The sequence below is a fragment of the Methylobacterium sp. B1 genome, from assembly GCF_000333255.1.
Classification (GTDB): domain Bacteria; phylum Pseudomonadota; class Alphaproteobacteria; order Rhizobiales; family Beijerinckiaceae; genus Methylobacterium; species Methylobacterium fujisawaense.
In genome coordinates, this window is the sequence record NZ_BACT01000358.1 from 1 (window position 1) to 1,240 (window position 1,240).

The window sequence follows — 1,240 nt, forward strand, 5'->3', positions numbered from 1 at the left end:
CGCACCGGCCATCCGGCAGGAGAACGCGGAAATCCGTGACGACTTTCGTTCGCCCGGCAATGGCCGCCCCGAGATCCCGCAAGGTCCGCTCGGCATCGTCGGGATGGATACGCGGTCGCCAGTCGCGCTCGACGTCGATTTCGATGGGCTGGTCGCCGAAGCCGTGGTGACGCGCCATCTGCTCCGAGAGCTGGGCGCGCCCCGTCCGGACACAGTAGCGCCAGGTTCCGGCATCGGCGGCCTGCAGGGCGAGATCGAGAAGCAGCGTCTTCTCGGCGAGCTGCTCGTTGGCCATGCGCAGGCTGGTCTCACTCTGGAGCTCGACCATGAGCCGCCGCGTGGATTGCGCCAACGCCGCGTTGGCGTCCGAGGCCCGCCGCATCCTCTCGATGAGGATCAGGTTGATGCCCACGACGATCCCGAACAGGATCAGGGCGATGGCGGCCGACGATGCGCCCGTGGCTGGAAGGTTCGACGGCAGCACGGCGTACCACACGGCCACGCCCGATAGGATCGTGCAGACGAGTGCCGGACCGAGACCGCAGAAATAGGCGGTGAGGATGACCGCGGGATAGAAGGTGATGAACGGAAGGCCGGGCGGAAGCGCCGCACGCGCAGCCAGCGCGCAGAGCACCGCGGCAATCGCGATGGCGTAGCCGTAACGTGCCGCCCGCGGCTCGCGGCGCTCGATCGAGAGAGTCCGGTCGACGTTTGCGCGGTCGACATGCTCTATCGACGGAGCCCCACTCATCGTTGCAACTGTTCCCTGACGCAGAAACCCCGCCCGCGACGGCAGCCGCGCTGCCTCTGGTCAGATCGCGCTCGATCTCCCTATGTTTTTCTCCAGCGCCGGGCCCGCCAGCACCCCGGCATAGCCGAGCGTCGTCACCGCCGGCACCGCCACGCGCGCGGGCATCGCGGTCTGGCGGCCGGCCGCCGTGAACAGGACCGGGACGATGTTGGCGCAGCCCGCCCCGACCAGGGCGTAGCCGGCGAGGGCCGCCTCCCAGGCCGGGACCAGGACCGAGAGCGCGAGTCCGGCGGCCGCCAGGAGGCCGCCGAAGACCACCACGGGCCGCCGCCCGAGCCGGGCCACGACCCGATCGCCGGCAAGGCGCCCGGCCGTCATCGTCACCGAGAAGGCCGCGTAGCCCATCGCCGCCCAGGCCGGATCGAGGCCTCGCTGCTGGATCAGGAACACCGCGCTCCAGTCGAGGGCCGAGCCCTCGGTGAGGAACAC

General features: G+C 70.3%; 1 protein-coding gene and 1 pseudogene. Both read right to left on the reverse strand.

From position 1 onward, the window contains the following. Positions 1-751: DUF4118 domain-containing protein (locus tag I53_RS30395; RefSeq protein ID WP_148291115.1), on the reverse strand; the 751-nt coding region annotated here is incomplete at its 3' end. Between the two features lie 60 nt (positions 752-811). Beyond that, positions 812-1,240 (reverse strand): annotated as a pseudogene (locus I53_RS10445) (MFS transporter); the annotation flags it as partial.